19 protein-coding genes, 1 tRNA gene and 1 pseudogene are annotated in these 16842 nt (G+C 59.1%); 19 read left to right on the top strand and 2 right to left on the bottom strand.

Going from position 1 to position 16842, the window contains the following annotated elements; translation table 11 throughout:
* Positions 1 to 47 precede the first annotated feature (47 nt).
* The 3 genes from ACIQ3Q_RS00890 to ACIQ3Q_RS00880 all read left to right on the top strand — a co-directional run bounded on the left by ACIQ3Q_RS00890 (position 48) and on the right by ACIQ3Q_RS00880 (position 1188).
* Positions 48 to 124, top strand: a tRNA-Ile gene (locus ACIQ3Q_RS00890).
* Positions 125 to 264: 140 nt separating this feature from the next.
* A complete protein-coding gene (locus tag ACIQ3Q_RS00885) occupies positions 265 to 549 on the top strand; it encodes a hypothetical protein (RefSeq protein ID WP_396267063.1) in 285 nt (94 codons plus the stop codon).
* Positions 550 to 654: 105 nt separating this feature from the next.
* A complete protein-coding gene (locus tag ACIQ3Q_RS00880; protein ID WP_396267062.1) occupies positions 655 to 1188 on the top strand; it encodes a hypothetical protein in 534 nt (177 codons plus the stop codon).
* A 42-nt stretch (positions 1189 to 1230) separates the two neighbouring features.
* Here ACIQ3Q_RS00880 and ACIQ3Q_RS00875 read toward each other — a convergent pair whose 3' ends face one another.
* Together ACIQ3Q_RS00875 and ACIQ3Q_RS00870 are read right to left on the bottom strand one after the other, a co-directional pair.
* On the bottom strand, positions 1231 to 2238 hold the full coding sequence (locus ACIQ3Q_RS00875; RefSeq protein ID WP_396267061.1) for a tyrosine-type recombinase/integrase: 1008 nt from the start codon (positions 2236 to 2238) through the stop codon (positions 1231 to 1233).
* Positions 2219 to 2713 carry a hypothetical protein gene (locus ACIQ3Q_RS00870; protein ID WP_396267060.1) on the bottom strand — a complete coding sequence of 165 codons (495 nt, stop codon included), beginning with the start codon at positions 2711 to 2713 and terminating at the stop codon, positions 2219 to 2221. Before ACIQ3Q_RS00870 ends, ACIQ3Q_RS00875 begins: the two co-directional genes overlap by 20 nt.
* An 81-nt stretch (positions 2714 to 2794) precedes the next feature.
* Here ACIQ3Q_RS00870 and ACIQ3Q_RS00865 point away from each other — a divergent pair, with 81 nt between their 5' ends.
* From ACIQ3Q_RS00865 to ACIQ3Q_RS00790, 16 genes and pseudogenes are all read left to right on the top strand, one after another.
* Entirely contained in the window at positions 2795 to 3022 is a 228-nt protein-coding gene (locus ACIQ3Q_RS00865; protein ID WP_396267059.1) for a hypothetical protein, read from the top strand.
* A complete protein-coding gene (locus tag ACIQ3Q_RS00860) occupies positions 3019 to 3243 on the top strand; it encodes a hypothetical protein (protein ID WP_396267058.1) in 225 nt (74 codons plus the stop codon). The genes ACIQ3Q_RS00865 and ACIQ3Q_RS00860 overlap by 4 nt, the downstream gene beginning before the upstream one ends.
* The gene (locus ACIQ3Q_RS00855; RefSeq protein WP_396267057.1) at positions 3240 to 4421 is read left to right on the top strand and encodes a replication initiation factor domain-containing protein; all 1182 of its coding nucleotides are present in this window, start codon (positions 3240 to 3242) and stop codon (positions 4419 to 4421) included. The genes ACIQ3Q_RS00860 and ACIQ3Q_RS00855 overlap by 4 nt, the downstream gene beginning before the upstream one ends.
* Positions 4422 to 4457: 36 nt before the next feature.
* Positions 4458 to 4772: a hypothetical protein gene (locus ACIQ3Q_RS00850; RefSeq protein WP_396267056.1), complete on the top strand. Its 315-nt coding sequence runs from the start codon at positions 4458 to 4460 to the stop codon at positions 4770 to 4772.
* Between the two features lie 2 nt (positions 4773 to 4774).
* On the top strand, positions 4775 to 5029 hold the full coding sequence (locus tag ACIQ3Q_RS00845) for a hypothetical protein (protein WP_396267055.1): 255 nt from the start codon (positions 4775 to 4777) through the stop codon (positions 5027 to 5029).
* 368 nt (positions 5030 to 5397) lie between these two features.
* Positions 5398 to 5619 (top strand): hypothetical protein, encoded by a 222-nt coding sequence (locus tag ACIQ3Q_RS00840; RefSeq protein WP_396267054.1) that lies wholly within the window; start codon positions 5398 to 5400, stop codon positions 5617 to 5619.
* Positions 5620 to 5686: 67 nt separating this feature from the next.
* On the top strand, positions 5687 to 5974 hold the full coding sequence (locus ACIQ3Q_RS00835; protein WP_396267053.1) for a hypothetical protein: 288 nt from the start codon (positions 5687 to 5689) through the stop codon (positions 5972 to 5974).
* 127 nt (positions 5975 to 6101) lie between these two features.
* Positions 6102 to 7481, top strand: a complete 1380-nt coding sequence (locus ACIQ3Q_RS00830) for a hypothetical protein (RefSeq protein WP_396267052.1) — start codon at positions 6102 to 6104, stop codon at positions 7479 to 7481.
* A 10-nt stretch (positions 7482 to 7491) separates the two neighbouring features.
* Positions 7492 to 7779: a DUF2523 family protein gene (locus tag ACIQ3Q_RS00825; RefSeq protein ID WP_396267051.1), complete on the top strand. Its 288-nt coding sequence runs from the start codon at positions 7492 to 7494 to the stop codon at positions 7777 to 7779.
* A 32-nt stretch (positions 7780 to 7811) separates the two neighbouring features.
* The gene (locus ACIQ3Q_RS00820) at positions 7812 to 8885 is read left to right on the top strand and encodes a zonular occludens toxin domain-containing protein (protein WP_396267050.1); all 1074 of its coding nucleotides are present in this window, start codon (positions 7812 to 7814) and stop codon (positions 8883 to 8885) included.
* Positions 8882 to 10123 carry a type II secretion system protein GspD gene (locus tag ACIQ3Q_RS00815; RefSeq protein WP_396267049.1) on the top strand — a complete coding sequence of 414 codons (1242 nt, stop codon included), beginning with the start codon at positions 8882 to 8884 and terminating at the stop codon, positions 10121 to 10123. The genes ACIQ3Q_RS00820 and ACIQ3Q_RS00815 overlap by 4 nt, the downstream gene beginning before the upstream one ends.
* A 467-nt stretch (positions 10124 to 10590) precedes the next feature.
* A pseudogene (locus ACIQ3Q_RS00810) lies at positions 10591 to 11058 on the top strand (type II secretion system protein); the annotation flags it as partial.
* Between the two features lie 25 nt (positions 11059 to 11083).
* Positions 11084 to 11491, top strand: coding sequence for a type II secretion system protein (locus tag ACIQ3Q_RS00805; RefSeq protein ID WP_396267048.1), 408 nt, complete (start codon positions 11084 to 11086; stop codon positions 11489 to 11491).
* Positions 11492 to 11877: 386 nt separating this feature from the next.
* Positions 11878 to 13794, top strand: a complete 1917-nt coding sequence (locus ACIQ3Q_RS00800; RefSeq protein ID WP_396267047.1) for a hypothetical protein — start codon at positions 11878 to 11880, stop codon at positions 13792 to 13794.
* Positions 13743 to 16160, top strand: coding sequence for a DUF6701 domain-containing protein (locus ACIQ3Q_RS00795; protein WP_396267046.1), 2418 nt, complete (start codon positions 13743 to 13745; stop codon positions 16158 to 16160). Before ACIQ3Q_RS00800 ends, ACIQ3Q_RS00795 begins: the two co-directional genes overlap by 52 nt.
* Before the next feature lie 123 nt (positions 16161 to 16283).
* On the top strand, positions 16284 to 16842 hold a 559-nt coding region (locus tag ACIQ3Q_RS00790), incomplete at its 3' end, for a hypothetical protein (RefSeq protein ID WP_396267045.1).

The following is a 16842-nucleotide window of genomic DNA, read 5'->3' as shown; positions in this document are numbered from 1 at the left end:
CTTCTGCCCAGGGCACCCACCGCCTCTGTGGCCAGACCCGTTTCCGGGGGCCGTTAGCTCAGTTGGTTAGAGCAGAGGACTCATAATCCTTTGGTCATAGGTTCAAGTCCTATACGGCCTACCAATAAAATCAATCAGTTAGGCGATCTTTGGTCTTTGTCCTTCGATCGCACGTCAACGAAGTGTCAACCGACGCTTTCTTTGCGGTCGGCGGTGTATGTTTGCGGGAGAGCCTTCTCGTGAAGGCAGACTAGGACATTGGGCATGGCTGAGCGCGCTGCAAAAAGTCGAATCAAGTTCGCCTATTACGACCGCTTCTGGGACTCCAAGACTGGCAATCGGAAAGTGCTGGAAGATCGGGCCGAGAAGGTGCCGCCTGCTGGGTACGAGGCGCACATGGATGGTTTCCTCTATTGCCCTGGTTGTTTCACTCCCCTCAGCCGGACCCCGAAGGATAAGCAGATTTTTTCAAATGGGAGACTCGCGTGCTATGCGCATCTCCCTTCGAACCAGCATGTTCTTTGCGATCTGAAGTCGGCGAAGCCGTAAGGTAAGAAGTTCGACTCCGAGGAGCTGGCCAAGCAAGCTATTGCTCAAGAGGAACTGGTTTTGGTCAGCGGGTTCTTGAAGGATCCGCCAGATTCGCGAGGACTTGTGGTTGGCACCTACGATCAGTCCCACGTAGAGGATGTGGACGGCCCAAGTGCCGATGTCCCGATATCAAGGCATCACGGCGGTGTCTTTCGATTGCCAACGAAGCTGTCCACCGTCCAAAGCATTTGCCGCCGGTTTGATCTCAATCTCTATCGTCACTACCATTTTCCCGGTGCATCGGCTGCTGTGCGTCTCATAGATGCGCTTGTCGATGTTGCAACTGTCGAAGCCGAGGATGACACTCCCCGTCTTTACTTTGGCGAGATCATTCGCTCGTTCAATCCTGGCCGCCCGCCAAGGTCCACCAATACGAGGATGACGAAGTTGCGCTGTCATCCAAACATCAGGGACTTCTACTTGAAAGACCAAGATTCGGCTCAGTCCAGTAAGGGGATTGGCGATGAATCAGTGGGACGTGTGGTGATCTTCTGGGGCGAGGTCACTAGCAGCGGCCTGGGCTTGTGTGTGCAACGTTTGGGCTGGGGAGAATATGCATTGCTTCCCGACCAATACAAGCCTCTCTTGTTGAATTGACTGGGGATGCCCGGAGAGCGACTGCAATTCCCTCTCTTTTTCTCAGCTGCGATTCAACGAAATCAACGGATTCAGCTTCACCACCTCTTGCAGGTGGTCGGGCGCTAGGTGCGCATAGCGCATCTTCATCGTCAGGTTCGCGTGGCCAAGGCTGCGCTGCAACACGAGGATGTTGCCGCCGTTCATCATGAAGTGCGATGCAAAGGTGTGGCGCAGGACGTGCGCGAGCTGACCATCCTGAAGCGTGATGCCCGCTCGCTCGATGGCATCTCGGAAGGCTGAATAGGCATAGGCAAACAAGCGTTGCCCAGTTTCCGCCCTGTCGTGGTGGTTCCGCAGTTCGGCTTCAAAGCTGGGGTCAATCGGGATCGTGCGTACCTTGCCGGACTTCGTGCCAGCGAACTGGATCTGGCTGTTTCGGATGTGGCGCGTTTCGAGACCCTCTGCCTCGCTCCACCGCGCACCAGTGGCCAAGCAGACTTTTGCGATCATGGCCGCATGGCGGTTCTTCCCCTCGGCCAACTTGTCAAGCAGATCGCGAATCTGATCGGTCGTCAGATATGACAGCTCGCGCTCTTGCACTCTGAACTGGCGCAGCTCGGCCAGTGGATTGGGCTTCTTCCATTGGCCTAGTCGGCGCAGTTCGTTGAACACCGAGCGCAGGTAGGCATGCTCACGGTTCACGCTGTTCGGTGCGATGCCTGCCGCAAGCCGATCGGTACGGTAGGTGGCAAAGGTGTTGACCGTAAAGCTGTCGGCAGCGGGGTTGCCCATGGCATCACATGCGAGCTTGAGGCGGCTGTACGTGTTGACGCCAGCCTTCAGGCCCGAGCCATGGTGCGAGTACCAGAGGTCTATCAGTTCACGAAGCTTTCGTGTGTCTCGCTTCTCAGGTTGCCACTTTGCGTTCTGATTGACCTGTGTTGTTAGCCAGGCCTCATAGGCCTTTGCTTCGGCTTGCGTCTTGAGCGTCTTGCGAAATCGCTTCCCGCCTCTCCCACCTGGCTGGCTATCTACCAGCCATCCTGCGTCAGTCTTCTTGATCGCCATTCGTTTTTGCTGCCCGTGTCGCTTTGCTTGACTTCTTGGCAAGCGCCATTTCGAGTTCGACCCGCTTCGCTGGATCGACGGCTGAAGTTGTTGTGTCACTCACGCGTATGCCGTTGTCTTCCGTAAGGCGATCCGCATACCTGTGCAGCACGTCTTCCTGCACCTCTGGCGACTCTTCAAGCGCACCTAGTAGGTTCTTGAACCAATCCTCTTGAGGGTCCATCTGCGTGATCGTCCGGCCGTGCCCCGTCACCATCCATGACAGGAAAAACGGATAGACGGTCGCAAGTGCTGCAACCATTTCAATGCTTGGCTGCTGGACGTGGTTGCACACGTTCTGCCATTTGCGCGCACTGATGCCAAACCGCTCTTCCAGCGTTTTGTATCGAGTTGGCCGTCCGGCGAAGTTCCGGACAACCCAAATGACTCTCTCGCGGAAGTCGCTGGCATCACCATCGAAACGTTCAGGCGTCATTTTTCCAATTTCTGGTTGGTTTCTTACCAAAATCTGGTAAGCTAATCGCACACCAATTTTTGGTAAGCAAGAGACCTCATTATGGGCGCCCCTGACTTTCCGCTGCAATCCAGCTCACCAGCCGCACCTTCGGTTCCGCTGATGAATCGTGAGGCCTTTGCCCACGCCATCGGGCTACCTGTTGGTGTCCTCGTCGCCCAAGCTGAGCGTGGCTACTGGCCTCAGATCACCATCGGTAAGCGCGTCTTCATCAATGTCGAAGCCATTCGGCTGAAGGCCGCTGAGCGCACCCAGGAGTTCGCACTGTGAAGCGTCAGCCTCGCACCCACTTTGTCCAGCAGCTCGACTTCTGGCCTGAGCTGCGCAACCCTCACATACAGCTTTATGCCACCTTGTCGGCGCAGCGTGCGCCCGCCCGCAGCGTCAGCGAGGACGGACGCACGGTGAGCCGCAAGGCGGCTTCTTTGCGGGACTGTGCGATGGTCCCCGATGGTAATCACGGGGATAACCTCTCTCAGGTGCTCCTATGACCCGCCCCGCTAAGGCCACATTGGTCACTGACGGCAACACCATCAAGTTGCGCCTCGAAGCTGAGCGCCTTCATACGGGTTCGCTGGTTCATGTTGACTGGCTTCGCTTCACCGTTCGAACACGCAATGCACCTTCGTTGCGAAATGAAGTCCCCGTACTCAGCGACAACATTTGGGACGAAGGATACCGTCTATCGCAGATTTATAAGCTGATCAACGCGCTTCCAGACTGTGAACGCAATGCGTGCGGGCAGGCTGCAGAGTTGGCTGATCGTGTTGCGCTCTTGCTTGGCCCTGAGTTTGCACGCTCTCCTATCCTTGGAAAAGGGCATGACTTCTATAGGCACCGCTGGCCGATCCTTCGCAACGATGTTGAGTGCGGCTGGGTTGGCTTCGGTGCTTCGTCGGAGAGTCCGCGCCAGACTGCCCAGGCTGGCACCATTCACGTCAACCTGTTCGGCGCAGCCTGCACCTTCGCCGCCTTCGGTTGGAGCGAAAGACTCGCTGACCTATGCGACCAACTGGCAGCCGACATTACGCGCTGCGACCTTGCCCTTGACCTATTCGATGGCCTCAGCGGCGGTATTGAACGCGTAGCGCAGGATTACCACGCTGGCCTCTGCGACGTTGGCGGGCGTCGCCTCAAGATCAGGGACATCAACTGGTTGAAGGGGCGTTCTCGCTCGGTATACATCGGCTCTAAGGAAGCGGGCAAGGAAACCAACGTCTACGAAAAGGGCGACCAGCTCTTTGGCGAGGAAGCTGAATCTAAGTGGGTTCGTGTCGAGCTGCGCTATGGGAACAAATTGCGCGAGCTCTCAACCGACATGCTTCGCCGCCCCGCTGACTTCTTCGGTGGCGCAAGCGATTGGCATGCCACTGTGCTTGCGGAGGCTGGTGAGTCGTTCACACCTGAGCTTGTACCTACAGACGGGCGCCTAGCGCCCATGACCGTTGAAGCCGAGGTATTCCGCAACCTTAAGTGGTCATTCCAGACCGCTTCCGCCTCAATTGCCGCCGCGTTCAAGTTCCTCGGCGATGAAGACTTTCTCCGTCTTGTCACGGGCCAGAAGCTGCCCGGTCGTCTTCAGCGCTTCAACCCCGCAGAACTCAAGGCTGCTTTCGCCGCAGCCGCTTCCCGCTCCCAGGTCGCAGAGCCTTGCCCAGCTCTGGCTTGACCTATCCCATGTGGCAACTTTCCGAGGTAAATAACCATGCGCTTTGAATCTGAAGTGATCGTTCATGCGGTCAAGGAATCTTCCGGCAGCTATGAGGGTCGCGAGTTCAGCTCGTGCACGTTCCATTGTGAAGTGGACCTGAAGGAGAACGGTGCTGGCCGCTCCATCGGCCGCGTGACGCGTCCTTTCAAGCTGGGTGATGCCAAGGAGTTCGACAAGTGGGCGCACCTCGGGAACTCCCTGCCGCTGAAGGCGAAGGCCGTCTTCGAGATGGCCGCTGCCAAGGAAGACTCTGCCAAGCTGACCTTGGTTGAGATTCGCCCCTTGGACAAGGTCAAGCAGGCGGCTTGAACATGAGGCTCATCGTTCAAAGCCAGTCTACCGGGCGCTTCCTTTGCCCGGGTCTGCGCGATGGTCAGCCCACATGGGTTCGCTCGCTGGCCGAAGCTGGCGGCGGCGTCGTGTCCGACCCTGAACGGGCCTTGCAGCTCGTGCAGGACTGGGCGGACTTGGACGATGAGCCCGTGATTGTCAACCTGGATGTTCTCGGCACTGCCGACGAGGAAGTGCCATTCGGCGCGTACCTAGACGACGTGCGTGAGCACTGATTTTCGCGGACGCGAAAAGCGAATCACCCTTCATGGCTACTGGAACCACTCAGACCCTTGTTGTTTGCGTCCCTGCGACCTCTGCGACAAGCGCCCAGCAGGTCGCTTGTCCCAAGGTGGGTACCCAGTTCTACGTGCCTTCACGGGTTCAGGGCTATGTCGTTGATCCCTCGCAAGCGTCCCTCTTTGACATGGCCGTAGAGCCATTGGACCCGGCCTCTGTCGTGGCTGTTTGGTCCGTATCTTTTTCCTTCGTCATCGCTTGCTTCATTGCAGCGCGTGTCGGAGGTTCAGTTTTGAGTCTGATCCGCAAGGGTTAGCCCAATCCGTGGCGGGCGGTTCCCGCTTTGTTCTTGAAAGGAAACCAAATGAAGTTCAACCATCGCTTGGCAGCTCTTGTCGCCGTCGCTGCCACTGGTGCAGCCAATGCTGCCACCACGCCCATCGACCTCTCGCCAATCACCAGTGCCTTCTCTGACCAGCAGGGTGTGGTGACGGCAGGGATCATGGCTGTTGCTGCCATCTTGGCCGTCATTTACGTCTCGATCAAGGCGGCAAAGATCGTCTTGAACATGCTGCGTGGCGGCTGATTCTGCATGAGCAGCACAAGGGCGGTTGCAGCGATGCTCCGCCCTTTTTTAACTTTCAGGGGAACGCATGCAACCAATTGATCTCGGCCCGATCCTGGAGCAGATCATCGCGTCCGACATTGTTCAAGCAGTGATGAGTGTTGGTGCAACGATTGCGGGCATCTACGCCGTCATCTTTGCTGTCATGAACCTGCTCGCGATGCTGCGAGGCGAAGAAGCCTGGTCGTGGGGGCTGTCGTCGCACTTGGACTGGTTCTCAACGCGGAGACGCGAACAGCAGTTCGAACGCCAGTACGAAATTGAGCAACGGTCTCATGAGTACAGAGAGTGGAAAAAGTCCAAAGGTCTGCGATGACAAATTCCCAACTCTGGTACTTGTTCATCTTTGCTCTTGGCATGGTTTCGGCGTGGGCCGTCGTGAAGGGGCTAGACGAATGAATTGGCGAACTCTGTTGCTCGTGAAGCTCTGCATCAGCCTAGTCATGCTGCCCTTGCATGCCTTTGCTGCAACCACACTCGTCTTCGACACCAAGGGGAACATCATCGGCTCGTATGTTGAGGGAAATGCCTCCAGCTACGCCAAGATGCAATCCACTCTCTCGGGCGTCTATTACAAGAAGGCAGGGGATATGGGTTATTCCCCTGTCACTGACGCCAGCGGCAGCACAAAGTGGGCTCCCAACGTCACCGCCACGATCAACGGAGTGTCCACTGTCGCAGGTGGCACAGCAGGTGCAGTGACGGGTGTGCTCCTCGCGGGCGCGACTGCCCCGGGTTGGGTTGGAGTCGCCATAGTCGCAGGGATCAGTACCGTTGTTGGATACGCCGTCACCATGGCAATCGGTGGTCTCATGAACTGGCTGTTCCGCAGCGATCAAAAAATCGATGAAGGCAGCGCAGTCACCATAGACATCGACCCATCAAATGGGATTAGCTCCGGTGGAACCTACTGGTCTGCAAGTGATGCAACGACCATCCTTTATGGGGGTGATGGTGTGTCTGTCGCGCAGCAAGCCAGGTACAACATATTGAAGCGTGGCGGCCAGCAAAATCCCGCTCCGGTGACCTGCACGCAACCGGACCCAACGCACTGGCTGTGTGGCTCCGTCATGGCAAGCCTCACACAGGGTGGTGCCCCTGCAAGCTGTGCAAAAGGCAGCTTCTACACTGCGAGCACGAAGTCATGCAGTCCCTACCTTTTCACTCCACCTGGAGCCGTTCCCGCAAAGACAGCGGTTGATCTTCAAACTGCCATAGCTGACCTTCCCAGCTCCGACAAAGAGAAGCCGCTCAATCCCGCCGTCGTTGCAGCAATAGCCAATCAACTTTGGAAGCAGGCTGCCAGCCAACCTGGATACGCTGGGTTGCCTTATAGCTACGCCAATGCTGTCACTACTAGCGACGTGTCCGCGTGGCAGTCCAGCAATCCGACTCAGTATCCGACCGTTGGCGAGTTTGTATCCCCTCAAACTGGCCCCTCGCCCTGGACGATGCCCGTTTCAGGTAGCCCGATTGGGACAAGCAACGGAACCCAAACACAACCAACCGGGACCATCAATCCTGGAGCTTCGTCAGCGCAACTCAACCTTGGAGCTGACCCGTCAATTGGCGCACCTCAGCTAGAGACGACACCGACTGCGGCTCAGATCCTTGCGCCAGTTCTTGGCCTGATGCCGGAGTTGCGTAGCTTCACGCCTGGAAGTCATATATCCGTATGTCCGCGCCCCACACTCAATCTCTTTGGTGAGACGCAGATCATGGATGGGCATTGCACCTTGCTGGATGAAAACAAGCCGGTTATCCAGACTGCCATGGCGCTTGCGTGGGCCTTGCTGGCCTTGTTGATCATCCTCTCAGCCTGAGGCAGCCGCCATGTTCGGAATCCTGCTTTCTGCACTGAATACGGTCTTGGCCTGGCTTGTACGTTCAGTACTGGTCAAGTTTGCTGTCTTCTTCGCGCTGTACTTCGTCACCACCGAGTTCATCGCGGCAATCACGTCCATTCTTCCCAACGGCAGCGCCGTAAATGGTGCCATGGCCAGCGTGACTAATTCGACCTGGTACTTCCTTGACGTGTTCATGGTTCAGACCGGAATCGCAATGGTTGTGTCTGCCTACACCACTCGTTTCATCATTCGCCGCATACCCGTCATCGGTTGATTTTCGCGGACGCGAAAACGGAAGTTCCCTGCATGCCAATCAATGTCTATACCGGCCTCATGCGCTCCGGCAAAAGCTATGAGGTCGTTTCCCAAGTCATCCTAGAGGCGGTGGCGCAAGGTCGCCGCGTGGTCACCAACGTGGACGGCATCGACAACGACCTCATCAGAGCATACGTTGCAGAGACCCGTGATCTGTCGATTGCCGAACTCGGCCAGGTCGTCCATTGCACCAATGAAGAGGTCTTCAAGACTGACTTCTTCCCCTATTACGACGACAAGAAGAGCGCCATCACTGAAACCTTTTGCCAGCCAGGCGACCTCGTCTGCATTGATGAGGCGTGGCGTTTTTGGGGAACCGACTGCAAGCTCTTGAAGGAGCACAAGAGCTTCTTCCTTGAGCATGGACACTTCGTGCATCAAGACAGCGGCGTGGCATGCGACCTGGTGCTCATGATTCAGGACATGAGCACCTTGCATCGATTCCTCAGGAGCGTGGTCGCCTTCTCCTTTCGGACCCACAAAAAAGTGAGCCTCGGTCTCGGCAATACCTACTCCGTAAACATGTGGGAGGGGTCTAAGATGACGAAGGCCACCATGATCGGTACTTGGGTCCGTAAGTATGACAAGGCCGTCTTCCCGCTGTACTCGAGCTTCAAAGGCGGCGTCGAAGGCAAGACCGTGAACGTCGACAAGCGTCAGAACCTCTTGGCCTCCAAGAAGCTCTGGTTCCTTGCGGGATGTCTTGTACTGTTTGGGGCGCTCGGTGTGTATGGCATCAAGAATTTCTTTTCGCCACGTCCAGCTCGTGGCACTGAAGGGTCAAAGGTCGCGCTAACTGGCAGTCCTCCCACCCAAGATTTGCCGCCTCACCTAGGGCACCAAAAGCCTGTCGCCGTCTCGGAAAGCTGGCGCATTTCAGGTTCTCTCACGATTGGGAATAAGGCCTTTGTCGTCCTGGTTGGAGAAGGTGGCCGGGTACGTCTTGAGCACCCCTCTGCATTTCAGGATGTTGGTGCTGTCATGGTCGGTGATGTGGACGGTGAGCGTGTGACCACCTGGTCTGGTTCGACAAGCCGCGTTGCTTTGTCGGAGAGTAAGCAATGAAGCGTCTCGTTGTCCTCATTGTCATGGCCGTGACTTGCCTAGCTACGGCGGCACAAGGCCTAGCCAAGGCATCCCCCTATCGGTTCGATCTCGCCGCAATCAGCGTCGGCCAGGTGATCCAGTTGCTCTATGCAGAAGCGATCACGACACCTTTCGTGCTTGACCCTGAAGTGCTTGCCGATAGCCGCAGCGTTTCCTTTAGGTTCTCCACAGATCGGGGCGATCTGAAAGCCTTTTTGCGGGCCTTCCTTGGCTCTCTCGGCTACGTTGTCGAGACTCGGGATGGCGTGGACTTCATCGCCAAACGCAAGACTACTGAGGCTCAGGCGATCGAACCGGAGGTTTTTGTCTACATCCCGAAGTTTCGAGACGTTCCCTACCTGGCAAAGCTGCTCGGCCCACTGTTTAAGGGCGGGTTCTCCGTCAATCGAGGTATCAGTTCGCCAGGGTCGAAATCAGACAAGTCTGTCGCAGATGGCTCTGCGGCTGCCATGCTGGATCAGTCTGCAGACGCACTTGTTTTCTCGGGAGAAGCTCGGGAAGTCGAGATGTTGCGAAAGCTCTTGCCTCAAGTGGATACCGTAGTCGGCGAGGTGGTTGTCCGAGGTGTCGTTTACGAAGTCAGCAGCTCCGACAAGAGCGGTTCCGCCTTCGGTCTGTTGGCCTCCGTTGTAGGCGGCAAGCTATCTGCCGGCATCGGTGGGGCAAGCAACGTCGGCACTTTCGTCCGTCTCAAATCGACCTCTTTGGACTTGATCTACGCGGCCCTTTCGAACGACAACCGTTTCAAGGTCTTGTCATCCCCATCCTTACGCATTCGATCAGGTGCCAGAGGGCGCTTTTCTGTTGGACAGGATGTTCCCGTTCTTGGCGCGCTGTCTTACGCCCAGGGCTCAGGCCAGGCCATTCAGTCCGTCGAATACCGATCTTCTGGCGTGATATTCGACATTCAGCCCATGGTGCGGGAGTCGGTCATCGAGCTGAGCATTGACCAGCAGCTTTCAAACTTTGTAGCGACCACCACCGGGGTGAACAATTCCCCCACCCTTACCAAACGAGCGCTTCAGACCTCTGTTGGGCTGCAAGATGGCGATGTCATTGTTTTGGGAGGACTGACAGAGAACAGGGAGTCTCAGACCCGTGACGGTCTTTCATTCCTCCCTCGTATGCTTGACACCAAGGGTGCCGAGAACTCCCGTTCTGAAATCTTGCTGGTGCTTCAGGTGCAGAAGCTCTGATCTGCTGGTGAATTTTCGCGGGCGCGAAATTCCTGTCGTCTGATTCGCTTGGATCTACACTCACCCCAAAGTTACGCCCCAGGTGCAATGCTTGCATCCCGAGGGCGTCTATTCATTGGGGAGATGACGAATGAAGGACTTGGACACCATTGCTCGTGAGGCAAGCGCTCTGCGCGTCTGCTCAGTGCTCTCAGCGCGCTTCAACTTTGCTGTCGCAGCAGCGGTAATGCGGTCATCAGGAATACCTGTCGGCAGAAACTGGTCTGAAACGGAGGCCAAGGTCCGAGACCTTGACGACGACTCCAGCTCAGTCTTCAGGAGTAAGACCGCTGTTCTCGCGTCTCTTGTTGAACTGTCTAGCGTTCATGACAAGCGTGTCACTTGGATCGACTACTCGCGCGCGCCCGGGGGGCAAGTCTCAGCCTTCGACAGTTGGGTGAGGTCGGTTAAGGCAATGGGGCCAAGGTTTTGGACTGATGGAGTTGGCGGTTGTGTTGATCATCATCTCAGTGCTGCTTTCGCTGGCATTGCCTCGATTGAAGGAGGCCCAAGTGGCCGCTCGCCAGGTCATGTTGTCGCGCATGGCCAGCCAGATGCGCACTGCGGCCGATCTCTTCTTTTTGCAGTGCCAGGCCGCGGGGCCCGCAGCGCTGCGTTCGGGCTGCTCCGAGGTGACGGTGGGCCGTTTGGTGGTGAGCGGCCAGCACCGCTACCCCACGGCCACGATGAATGGCATTGGCCGACTTGTCGGTCTGTCGGCGGGTGAGCCAGCCGCCGCGCACTTCCAAGTGCGTGAATTTCTGGCAAACGGCGTGCCTGCGCTTTCAGTTCAGGTCCGACCGGTCGAAGAAGGTTCTTGTGAGTTGTTTTACGTGCAAGCCCAAGCTCCTGGCCAACAGCCTGCCGTGTCCCTTGTTCCTGAGTCCTGTCACTGACCCACCCCTAGAAAGGAGTCTTCCTATGAAAACCCGCCAACAACAAGGCTTCACGTTGATCGAACTGATCGTCGTGATCGTCATCCTGGGCATCTTGGCCGCCACGGCCTTGCCCAAGTTCATCGACATGCGCCAAGACGCTGAAGACGCCGCCGTTAAGGGCGTCGCCGGTGCACTGGCCGCTGCCATGAACCTGAACTACAGCGGCTGCTCGCTGACCAACAACGTGGTGACGGCCAACAAATGCGTGGCCGTCGACAACTGCGATGACGGCGCCAGCCTGCTGCAAGGCGGCCTGGAGTCCAAGTACGTGATCACGGCCGCCGCGGTAGCCGCCCCCGCTGGCACCACGGCCACTTGCACCGTGCGGGCCATGTCGGGCGCCACCGCGCTGGCAACCGCCACCTTCACAGGCATTCGGACAGGTCCGTAATCGCTGGTGTCAGTCAGTGACCACGGCCCGGTCTGGGCCGGCAGATCGCTGGGAGCCGGCCGGCCCGTACCGGGCCTATAGCCAAAGGGGCGTGTCGAGAGATACGCCCCTTTGCATTTCATTCCGCACAGCCATCGCAGCCGGTGGCTTCGCCTTGTGCGAAGTGATGGCGACATTGCCGCTGGTCACGGCATGCTGGTGTAGTGGCAAAAGCAGCTCGGGCGCATGAGCTGGCGCGAGGTGTAATGAAGCCGCGCCCTGGAGGTGCAGGCAAAAGCAGGCGGTATTTGGCAGATTGCAGCCAGCGCTACGCCCCAAGAATCGCGTGAGGCGATGCTGCGGCTGCGAAGCGGCCGTATTGCCGCGCACCTGCTCAAGGTTCATCCATGTTCTTGCCTCAAATCACACACGCGATCTCCGCACGCTCTGTCCACAGCTTGTGGTCCGGGATGGCGCGGTGGCTCTTGCTGTTGCTCTTGGCAATGCCCAGCATAGGCTGGAGCCAGCCCAAGGTGCTGGTGATCGTCTGCGAAGGCGGCTCGGCCAGTGGTGCGCCCACCACTCAGCTCATGGCCTCGGGCTTGTTCAGCTCGGTCACCGCCCATGACTGCGCTAACGGTGTACCTGATCTCAGCACTTACAACGCGGTGCTGATGTACACCAACCATTCGCCTGCAGCGAATGTGTTTGGCGATGCTTTGGCTAACTTTGTGGATGCGGGCGGAGGTGTGGTGGTGGCCACTTACGCGCTGTCGAGCACCTGGGGCATTGGCGGGCGCATCTTCACGGCTGGATATTCGCCCTTCGCGAACGGGCCGAGCGCTGGCATCAGCTATTCGGGAACCTTGGTACAGGCCAACAGCCATCCTGTCTTCAATGGTGTCAATGTGGCGGGCATCAGCTATTGGCACAACACCAACTACATCAACCCCACGCTCACGGCGGGCTCCACCGTGCTGGCCCGGGATGCCAATGGCATCAACATGGTGGCTGTCAACGCCAGTGGCCGGGTCATGGCCACCAACATTTACCTCAACAACACTTTTCAGTCGAGTGCTGAGCTCTACAAGCTCGTGGCCAATCAACTGGCTTTCGTGGCAGCCCCGTCCAGGCCGGGCGGGCTGAGCGGCGCAGCGTGGTGGAGCCGTGCGGGCAGTTTGTCCTTGGGTGACAACGCGGACATCATCACCTGGGCCAATGATGCCAACTCCTCCAAGAACCTCAGCGGCAGTGCCACGCGGCCCAAGTTCCGCAACAACAACGCCCAGAACATTAACTTCAATCCGGTGGTGGAGTTCACCACAGACGCGACCACCACGGCAGCAGCGCAGTTCTTTTCTGCCAGCAGCTTTCTGGGTACCTCTACTTGGAACCAAGCGCATTACGCCATGGTGGGCTATGTGTCCACGCAGACGCAGTACAGCTGGGTCTTTTTTGAAGATGCTTTGAGCCCAGTGGGCGCTGATGGGCGCTTGTCGTTTCACATGGGCTGGGACGGCGGGGGCGTGTACTGGGATGCGGGGGCCAGTGGCAACGGCAATCGAACGATTTACACAGACCCCAGCCTGGCGAACAGATCCTCTGTCTGGCTGTTCAATATGGACACGGTGGCCACCACGCCCAATGGCGCCAAGATGGGCATACGAAGGGACGGGCAGATCAGGGTCAACTCCGGCAACCCGAGTGCCTTCACCGGCAACAACACTGAATTCAGGGTTGGCTTTTCAGGTTGGAACAATTCCTTCCGCGGTGTATTGGCGGAAGGCTTGCTATTTCTGGGCGGCAGCATGAGCAACACCCAGGCCGCCCAACTCGAAAGCTACTTGGGCGTGAAGTACGGCGCCACCATGGGCGGCAACGGCGCCACGGCAACGAGCTATCTGAACAGCGCAGGCGGAACCATCTGGACCGCCAACTCCGGCTACCACCACAACATCGTGGGCTTGGGCCGCGACGACACGACCCGGCTCAATCAGCTGATCTCACGCTCGGTCAACAGCGGCGACCAGATCACCATCATCTCGGGCGCCGCCATGCCCTCAGCGGCGAGTGTGATCACCCCCACCACGGGCGCCACCGCCTTGGCCACGGATCGCTCCTACACCCTCATCGGTGACAACGGCCAGAGTGCCACCGGCACCGCCAGCATCAGCGTGGGGGCCCAAGCGGGGCGCACCCGCAGCAGCCGCATCTGGCGCCTGCAGATGACGGGCACCGTGCCCACGCAACTGAGCACTGCATCCCCGACAGCATGCTGCCCAGCGGCTTTACCTCGGGCGCCTGGGCTACCGACCTGTGGTTGACCACCGCCACCTCGGCCGACTTCAGCACCGGCACGGCCTCAGCCACCATGACAGCCACCACCTGCGTGGCCAGTGGTGTGGGCGTGAGCACCGGCGTGCCGGGGCGTGTGGCCACGATCAGTAATACGGTGCTCAACGGCATGGGCGGGGTGGGCTTCTTCATTGTCACACGCAGGCTGTTGGACCACATTGAAATCACGGCCGGCAGCAACAGTGGTGTGACCTGCGCGCCCACCACCTACACCGTCAAAGCCTGTGGCGACGCCGCCTGCACCACGCTCTACACCGGCGGGCTCACCGGCACCTTGACGCTGACGGGCACCGGCGTGACAGCCAACTTTCCCAGCGGGGCGGCCTTCACCATTGCCTCGGGCAGCAGCACCACCACGGTGGTGGGGCAAGTCACCACGCCCAGCACAGCCACGGTGGGGGCGACAGGCTTGTCGCTGACGCCAGCCAATGCCAAGCCGGTGTTCTGCGGCCTGGGGGTAACAGCCAACTCCACCAATGTCTGCACCATGACGGTGGCTGATGCAGGCTTTCTGCTCAGCGTGCCCCACCACCGCGCAGGCTACAGCCAGACCGTGAGCCTGAGTGCCGTTAAGAAGGCCGACAACACCCTGGCCTGTGCGCCGGCCTTCACCGGCACGCAGACGGTGAATGTGGGCTGTAGCTATCTCAACCCGACCACCGGCACCAGGCCCTTGTTGGTGGGCGGCACGACCGCCACCAACACCAGTACCAACCCTTCGGGCACCTGCAATGGCAGCACCAGTACCCGCAGCTTGGTGTTTGATGCGAATGGTCAGACCACCACCACCGTGCAGTACGACGACGTGGGTCAGATGCAGCTCAGCGTATCCGCCAGTGGCTCGGGTAGCGGCGCCGGCCTCAGCCTGACGGGCAGTGCCAACTTTGTGATCGCACCCTTTAAGGGCTTTTTGCTGAGCAATCAGCCGGGGTCTGCCATTGCAGCAGGTAGCTCATTTGGCTACACCATCACGGCGGTGAATGCGGCCATGGCGGCGACCCCCAATTTTGGGCGCGAGACGCTGCCTGAGAGCATCACGATGAGCTGGGTGCGCAACCAGCCCACCGGCACGAATGCCGTCGACGGCAGTTTCAATACCGGCACCCCAGCGGCGGTCGCCAATGGCGTGGTCGGCTACAGCAATGCGTCCTGGAGCGAGGTGGGGCGTGCAAGCTTAACGGCACGTCTGAGCAGCGGCAACTACTTGGGGTCAGGCTTCTCGACAGTCACCAGCACGGCGGCTGCGTGGCAATGTGCGTCAGAGAGCGGGACTTGCGTGGTTCCAGCGGGAACGACGGCCACGGTGTCGTTTGATGCGGGAGGTGCGAACTTATTCTTCAAACACGGGCTGACCGGCAATGTGCCGTGTACCAGTGCCTACTTCGGCGACCCCAAGCCGGGGAGCAGCAAGACCTGCTGGATGATGATTGAGTCGGGCGTTTATTCGCCTGCGACGGGTGCTTTGCTGTTCCGGCCGCATCACTTTGATGTCAGCACCACCACCGCCTGCGGCAGCTTTAGCTATGCCGGCCAACCCTTTGGCGTGACAGTCACGGCCAAGAACCTAGCGGACAGCATCACACAAAACTACGACGGCACGACCAACACCAGCCCGAACTTTGCGAAGGCCGTGAGCTTGAGTGACATCACCGCCAGCCCGCCCGGGAGCCTCAGCGGCTCACTGGCGGCCAGTGCCTTCAACCGGGGGGTGGCCAGTGTGGCGGCAGGCGGAGCGAACGCACCGGTCTACAGCTTCAACAACAAGCTGACGGCACCACAGTCCATCAGCCTACGCGCCACCGACCCCGACGGTGTCAGCTCCAACGGCTTCACCGAGGGCAGCATGGCACTGCGCAGCGGCCGCCTGCAAATGAGCAATGCCTTTGGCGGCGACAAGACCAGCCTGCAGATCCCGATTCAGCTGCAGTACTGGAGCGGCAGCAGTTGGGTGCCCAACAGCGCCGACACCTGCACGGTGATCCCCACCGCCTCGGTGGTGCGGGCCCGCACGCTCAACCACAACAACAGCACGGCCACTTGGAGCAGTGCCATCAGCGGCATCAGCCTCACGGGTGGCAGCGGCTTCATCACGCTGGGGGCGCCCAGCCCCAGTGGCACGGGCACGGTGGATCTGTCCATCAACCTGGGCAGCAGCAGCAGCGGCCAAAGCTGCTTGGCGGCCAACCCCAGCAGCACCGGGGCGGGCCTGCCCTGGCTGCGCTCTCGCCAGGGCAATTGCGTCAGCACCTTCGACCGCGACCCTTCAGCGCGGGCCACCTTTGGGGTCTATGCGCCCGAGACTCAGCGCTCGGTGCATGTGCGCGAGGTGTTTTAGCCCTTCAGTAGGGGCGATTTGTCCCCCTGTTTGAACGATCAAGGTCTGGCGTGCGCCCAAACAATCGAAGGTGCTGGCACTCCGCCCGCCCCTTGGTTTGGTTTGACCCGTCGAGAGACTTCGATGACACACACACTTGCCTCTGTTGTGAAGTGGCTGGCCCTCTGGCTGAGCCTGGCCCTGTTTGCACCCGCAGTGCAGGCGGTGGCCTATGTGTTTCCGGGAAACTTACCGGCCACCTGCACGGGCGCCGGGCCAAGCTACACTTGCACCAGCCTCACATTGCTCAACGGTGACACGGTCACCATCAACAGCCCGAGGCCTGCCACCATCACCGTCAATGGCGCGCTCAATGCCACGGGGGCCAGCATCAACAGCGCAGGGAGTGCGGCAGACCTGACGCTGAACGTTACAGGGGCGGTGACGCTGACGACCAGCAGCATCCGAGGCAACGTGAACTCGGTGGGGGCCACGCTCAACACGGGCTCGTCCATCACCGGTAACTTGGCGGCGGGCTCGGGCACCATCTCCATGGGCGCCAGCAGCAGTGTGTCGGGCAATGTGAGCTGCACAAGTACCTGCACGCTGAGCATGGCTGGCAACGACATCAGCATTGGTGGCACCACGACGGTCGGGATGGTCAGCAACGGATCGTGGCTGAGGGCCAGCTTCGGCGGAGCGA

This window comes from Ideonella sp. (genome assembly GCF_044358605.1).
GTDB lineage: Bacteria > Pseudomonadota > Gammaproteobacteria > Burkholderiales > Burkholderiaceae_C > Ideonella.
This window is presented reverse-complemented; position numbering and strand designations above follow the sequence as displayed.

Bases quoted from the DNA above. Each gene is read 5' to 3' on its own strand.
- ACIQ3Q_RS00885 (WP_396267063.1), top strand. From the start codon at position 265: ATGGCTGAGCGCGCTGCAAAAAGTCGAATCAAGTTCGCCTATTACGAC.
- ACIQ3Q_RS00875 (WP_396267061.1), bottom strand. From the start codon at position 2,238: ATGGCGATCAAGAAGACTGACGCAGGATGGCTGGTAGATAGCCAGCCA.
- ACIQ3Q_RS00870 (WP_396267060.1), bottom strand. From the start codon at position 2,713: ATGACGCCTGAACGTTTCGATGGTGATGCCAGCGACTTCCGCGAGAGA.
- ACIQ3Q_RS00865 (WP_396267059.1), top strand. From the start codon at position 2,795: ATGGGCGCCCCTGACTTTCCGCTGCAATCCAGCTCACCAGCCGCACCT.
- ACIQ3Q_RS00855 (WP_396267057.1), top strand. From the start codon at position 3,240: ATGACCCGCCCCGCTAAGGCCACATTGGTCACTGACGGCAACACCATC.
- ACIQ3Q_RS00850 (WP_396267056.1), top strand. From the start codon at position 4,458: ATGCGCTTTGAATCTGAAGTGATCGTTCATGCGGTCAAGGAATCTTCC.
- ACIQ3Q_RS00845 (WP_396267055.1), top strand. From the start codon at position 4,775: ATGAGGCTCATCGTTCAAAGCCAGTCTACCGGGCGCTTCCTTTGCCCG.
- ACIQ3Q_RS00840 (WP_396267054.1), top strand. From the start codon at position 5,398: ATGAAGTTCAACCATCGCTTGGCAGCTCTTGTCGCCGTCGCTGCCACT.
- ACIQ3Q_RS00835 (WP_396267053.1), top strand. From the start codon at position 5,687: ATGCAACCAATTGATCTCGGCCCGATCCTGGAGCAGATCATCGCGTCC.
- ACIQ3Q_RS00830 (WP_396267052.1), top strand. From the start codon at position 6,102: ATGCTGCCCTTGCATGCCTTTGCTGCAACCACACTCGTCTTCGACACC.
- ACIQ3Q_RS00825 (WP_396267051.1), top strand. From the start codon at position 7,492: ATGTTCGGAATCCTGCTTTCTGCACTGAATACGGTCTTGGCCTGGCTT.
- ACIQ3Q_RS00820 (WP_396267050.1), top strand. From the start codon at position 7,812: ATGCCAATCAATGTCTATACCGGCCTCATGCGCTCCGGCAAAAGCTAT.
- ACIQ3Q_RS00815 (WP_396267049.1), top strand. From the start codon at position 8,882: ATGAAGCGTCTCGTTGTCCTCATTGTCATGGCCGTGACTTGCCTAGCT.
- ACIQ3Q_RS00805 (WP_396267048.1), top strand. From the start codon at position 11,084: ATGAAAACCCGCCAACAACAAGGCTTCACGTTGATCGAACTGATCGTC.
- ACIQ3Q_RS00800 (WP_396267047.1), top strand. From the start codon at position 11,878: ATGTTCTTGCCTCAAATCACACACGCGATCTCCGCACGCTCTGTCCAC.
- ACIQ3Q_RS00795 (WP_396267046.1), top strand. From the start codon at position 13,743: ATGCTGCCCAGCGGCTTTACCTCGGGCGCCTGGGCTACCGACCTGTGG.